Here is a 5,972-nt window from a genome sequence, read left to right as displayed (position 1 = left end):
CAGTATAACAGTAACTGGGACGGTTTTTAAGTACACTATTTTATTTGACGCTTACGGTTGAGGTCGACAACAGAATGGAATATTGAATTCGACTGTCAAACGGGCCCATAAATATTTATTTTCAATCAAACTAGATTAAGGGTGTGGATCTCAGAGATCGTGTAATCAAGAAATGGAGCTGAAAATGAATATTTGCCTCAATCGATTAAAATGGGGTGATTAGGTGAATATTATTGGTATTGATGTTAGTCAAGGTGAAAGTCATGCCACTTTGATAACAAAAGAAGCGGAAGAAATAGCTTTTAAATTTAAGCATAGTAAGAGCGGTTTCCAAATATTAAATTCTTATATTAAACCCGGTACAATAATAATATTTGAAACTACAGGTGTTTATTCGGCTCAGCTTACTACTTATTTAAAAAATAAAAAAGAATGCTCATCTTACTAAAGAAGAACGTGTGATGATTGCGACTTTAAAGTCGCAAGGACTTTCAAATCGCGCAATCGGTCGTCAATTAGGAGTGAACCACCAAACCATTAATAATGAGCTTAAACGTGGTACAGTTTGCCAAATTCGTCGTCAAAAATTCAATGGTAAGACTTACGATTACCCTTATCACATCTACAGTTATGAAGCCGGTCAGAATATTTATCTTAAATGCCACCAACGGTCCGGCCGTCCTCGTTTATATTACCGCTCAAAGCGTTTTTTACAATTGGCCGACCAATTAATGCTTGGTGAATTTGATGAGCATCGTTACTCTCCTCAAGCAGCTATTTATAAGGCACGTGATTTGATGAGTGATGATTTACTGATCCCTAAGTCTGTTGTGACTTTGTATCAGTGGATTAATGATGGTGTATTCCGTACGTCTAACTTGGACCTTTTTGAGAAAACTAAACGTAAACACCATCAATCTCATCCATAAGCCAAAAAGTGCTTAGGACCTAACATTGCTCAACGACTTCAAACTGCGGACCAACGGTCCGAAATTGGTCATTGGGAACTAGACACTATTCAAGGTCATAAAGATGGCAAGGATAGCGTTGTTCTAGTAATGACTGATCGTTTTTCACGGGTTAATATTACGAGAAAAATTGCTGGTAAAACTGCGCATGCAGTAAATCAGTTCTTTATAAATTTACGCCAGAAAATGGGCACAGATGCTTACTATCGCATCTTTAAGACAATAACCTCTGACAACGGTTCAGAATTTAGTGAGTTAACACAAGTTCACGATCATGTTTTCTATGCTGATCCGTATTCCCCTTGGGAACGTGGATCCAATGAAATCAATAATCGTTTTCTCCGGAAGGAGATTACTAAGGGCCAAGCTATTAATGATTATAGTAGTGCCTAGATTATAGCGACTAATAACTGGATGAATCACTATCCACGAGCCATATTTAATGGACGTTCTGCAATGGATGTTTACTGTAAAGCATTCTATCAAGAGATGTCACGTTCTCATCAACCAATAATTAATTGGTCAGTGCTATTTATTTCAGCTTAGTGACTAACTTATTCTTGAAATTTAGAAAGTCTTTTTTTGATAGATTTATACGAAATATGTGCTACACTAAAAGTAAAATAACTATATATATTTTATGAGCTTAGGAGTAACGGATATGGTTTCGAAAAACAATCATCAAGTCTACCAACAAAAGCTTGCCGAAAGGAAGCAACGTTGGGGAATACGGAAGTTATCTGTAGGAGTAGCGTCAGTATTGTTGGGGACAACTTTTATGCTATATAGTAACCATGCGGTATTAGCCGATACGGTGCCAACTAATACACATACTACACTTACTGGTCACAATGTAGCAGACCTTCCAGATTCTTTGCGGACTACAGCTGAAGAAAAAGGAGTGGCAACAAATCACCAAGGTACTCCGCAAGGCCAAGATACTACGCAAAATACTACCAATGAAAAAGGTATAACGCCGAACGTATGGGCTGCACGACTACTGGCAGCGTTAGTAGTAAATCCAACTAGTACTGATCCGAAAGAAGCCTCGACTAGCTTACCGATGTCAAACAAAGACATTAAGCTGGATTCCCAGCCCATGTTAAAGGAGATAATTAATAAGCCCAAGGATAACTGGGTATACAAGAACATGAAGTGGTATCCGGGAGCTTCAACAGAAGAAGTAAAGGAAATCTTGAAAAAACACACTACCAACGATGATAGCGGGAGATACTACTTTGCCGGTGCTGTTAACTATAATGAATCTTACCATGTTGTCTATTTGTTGGCCCGCTCAAATAATTTGAATGATAATCAGTTATATGTAACAATTTTGCATACTTTAACGGGTAATACACAAGAAGAAGTGGTAGCACCTGGTAAATCAAAGAAGGTTGAGTATAACGGGACAGGTGGAACTACTCATCCTCCAATTTTTACTAATTATGATGGGACTAGTGTTTCAATTGATCTTGATGGGGTCGAAAAAGGCGATAAAAAAACATATGGCATGGTGGTTGGTTTTGCATATGGTTACGATACCGGAATTTATGGAGAACCAGCTTCAATGGGAAATGGCTTTATGACGACTCCAATGCCAACGAAAGTGACAACTACGATTCATTATGTTGATCAAGCAACGGGAGACGAACTTGCAGTGCCAAAATCTTTTGAAGGTGTTGCTTATCAGAAATACACAATTACCGGAGAGGCACCAACTATTGATGGATATACATTGAAAAAATCGCCAAATACCACAGGATATATCTCCCCATATAAAGTGGGTGAATCGTATGATTTTAGACTTGATAAACATGTAGTTGTAAAGCAAACAGTAATTGACTCTCAAGGGTTAGTTCGAGTTACTGCGTATTATGATGGTGAAGCGATTGGTAATACGACAAAGTACTTGGGGAACATACCAGATGTTAACGATTACATGTCGTTTTTTGCGCCGAATGGAAAATCATACGCATATATAAATCAAATTATATCAACTAATGATGGTATTGTTTACTATTATGCAAAGGATGGTAGTGAAGATAAGTCTGAAGTTAGAGTTCATTATATCGATGTAACTGGGAATAAAAGTTCTCTTTTTGTGCCGGGAGATGGGAAAGAAGTAGCAACAGATAAGATTAGTGGTAAATTGGGAGAAACTTATAATTATAATGTCAATGTACCAACGGACTATAATTTGGCGACCAATCAAGCAAATACTGTAAAAGGAACATATACTATTGATCATCACGATGAATATGTGTATGTAGTCAAAAAGACTTCAGCAGAGAAGATCACACCAAATGTTCCAACAACCAAGGAACCAGTAGCAGATCCAAGCCACTTAACTACAGATGAACAAGCTAAAGTTCAGCAGAATGTGGAAGACGCTAATAAGGATGAAAATGGCAAGTCAACATTACCAGAAGGCACTACAGTTACAGTAGATGATAAGGGTAACGCAACAGTAACTTACCCAGATCATTCAACTGATACAATCAAAGGTAGCGATTTGGTACGTCCAGCAACCGACGCTGAGAAGACCACACCAAAAGTTCCAGCAAAGGAACCAGTAGCAGATCCAAGCCACTTAACTACAGATGAACAAGCTAAAGTTCAGCAGAATGTGGAAGACGCTAATAAGGATGAAAATGGCAAGTCAACATTACCAGAAGGCACTACAGTTACAGTAGATGATAAGGGTAACGCAACAGTAACTTACCCAGATCATTCAACTGATACAATCGAAGGTAGCAAGTTGGTACGTCCAGCAACCGACGCTGATAACTACAACCCAGAGGTCGTCGAAATTACTGTTAATAGAAACACTAAGCTAGGTCCTACAGAGGCTAAAGAAGCAATTAAGAATGCTCAAAGTTTACCTAATGGAACAACATATAGCTGGTATGGTAAAAAACTTCCGGATACAAGTACATCAGGATCAAAAGATGGCTGGGTAGTAGTTACATACCCAGATACTAGTCATGATATAGTACCTGTTAAGATTAATGTTAAAAAAGATGCAGAAAGCTACACTGTAACTCCTAATAATGAAGTTTCAGTTGATAAGGGAGAAGATGTAGATCCAGCTAGCTTAGTAACCGTAACTGATCCAGATGGCAAGCAAGTACAACTACCAGCAGGTTCAATTGACTGGAAGGATGGCGCAAAGCCTGACTTGACTACTCCAGGTGATAAAACTGGTAGTGTTGAAGTTACCTTCCTAGATGGATCTAAGAAAGACACTGATGTTACAATTCATGTAAAGACTGATGCAGAAACTTATGATCCACAAGCCCAACCTTGGACTACAACTGTTGGCAAAACGCCTAAGGCTGATGAAGTAATTTCAAGCACTGATAAGAATGGTAAGAAGATGCCAAGTGATGCAAACTACACTTGGAAGACTGAACCAAACACAAGTAAAATTGGTGAGGCATCTGGTGAAGTAACAGTAAATTACGATGATGGAAGCCATGATGATGTTCCTGTAACTATTAACGTCAAGGATAAGCTAAATGACAATGAAAAGTACCACATCTATGGCAAAGATGGTCTTAAGGTAGATAAGGGTCAAACTTTAGATCCAAAAGATGCTATCGATGTAAAGGATGCTGATGGTAAGGAGACTACTTTACCAGAAGGCTCAACTGTTGGCTGGACTAAGAAACCTGACTTTAGTCAAGCTGGTAAGGATGTAACTGGTGAAGTAACTGTAACTTATCCAGGTCCAGATGGCAGCAAATCTGACCCAGTAACTGTAACTGTTCATGTCAATGGTGAAAGTGATAAATACAAGGTTGCACCTAAAGATAATGTAATTGTTCCAAGAGGTAGCCAAGTTGAGCCAGAATCAACAGTTGTTGCCCAAACTCCAGATGGCAAACCAACTAGTTTCCCAGACGGAACCAAGCATGAGTGGATAACTAAGCCTGATACTGACTCTACTGGTAAGCGTACTGGTGTAGTTAAGACTACCTTCCAAGATGGTTCTACTACCACAACTACTGTTAGTGTAACTGTTGAGCCAAACCAAAGTGATAACTACGATCCAAAAGGCCCAAAGAACTCAGACGACAGAGTCCCAGTAAAAGATCCAGAACACTTAACTAAAGGTGACAAGGATAAGGTTAAGGACGAAGTCGGCACAGTAAATCCAAATCTTCCAAAGGATACAGAAGTTGAAGTAGATGATAAGGGTAACGCAACGATTAAATACCCAGATAAGTCAACTGATACAATCCCAGGTGGAGACTTGGTACGTCCAACGGAAGATAAAGATAACTACGATCCAAAAGGGCCAAAGAACCCAGACGACAGAGTCCCAGTAAAAGATCCAGAACACTTAACTAAAGGTGACAAGGATAAGGTTAAGGACGAAGTCGGCACAGTAAATCCAAATCTTCCAAAGGATACAGAAGTTGAAGTAGATGATAAGGGTAACGCAACGATTAAATACCCAGATAAGTCAACTGATACAATCCCAGGTGGAGACTTGGTACGTCCAACGGAAGATAAAGATAACTACGATCCAAAAGGGCCAAAGAACCCAGACGACAGAGTCCCAGTAAAAGATCCAGAACACTTAACTAAAGGTGACAAGGATAAGGTTAAGGGTGAAGATAGCGGCTCAACTTCAGGACAAACAGACGCTGGCAATATCACACCAACTATTCCAGGTGGCAAGGTTACTGTTAAAGATCCAAATCACTTAACTGATGATGAAAAGAATCAAGTTAAGAAGAATGTGGAAGATGCTAATAAGGGTAGCTTCTCAGCAGGCACAGTTATTACAGTAGGTGATGATGGTACTACTACAGTAACCTACCCAGATGGTTCAAAGGATGTCATTGCTGGTACTGATTTAGTCATCGCTGCTAAAAGCGAAGATGTTCTTGGAAGCAAGCATCATTCACACAAGAATGGTTCAAACTCTAGTCACGCTGATGGAGTTAAGGGAGCTTCTACTGCTAATGGCAGCATCGCAAACGCTGGTAACAACCT

At 39.3% G+C, this 5,972-nt stretch carries 2 protein-coding genes and 1 pseudogene; all 3 read left to right on the top strand.

All coding sequences use genetic code 11. The features are described 5' to 3' along the window. Window positions 1-223: 223 nt before the first annotated feature. On the top strand, window positions 224-448 hold the full coding sequence (locus CP368_RS08985) for an IS110 family transposase (protein WP_233185863.1): 225 nt from the start codon (window positions 224-226) through the stop codon (window positions 446-448). Between the two features lie 13 nt (window positions 449-461). Next, window positions 462-1,514, top strand: a pseudogene (locus CP368_RS11070) (IS30 family transposase). 115 nt (window positions 1,515-1,629) lie between these two features. After that, window positions 1,630-5,972, top strand: a 4,343-nt coding sequence (locus CP368_RS08975) for a Rib/alpha-like domain-containing protein (RefSeq protein WP_158227434.1), incomplete at its 3' end; no start/stop codon positions are given.

It is taken from the genome of Lactobacillus sp. UMNPBX17 (assembly GCF_002553735.1).
Classification (GTDB): Bacteria; Bacillota; Bacilli; order Lactobacillales; family Lactobacillaceae; genus Lactobacillus; species Lactobacillus gallinarum.
The sequence above is the reverse complement of the archived record's forward strand: the minus strand, read 5'-3'. Positions and strand labels throughout refer to the sequence as shown.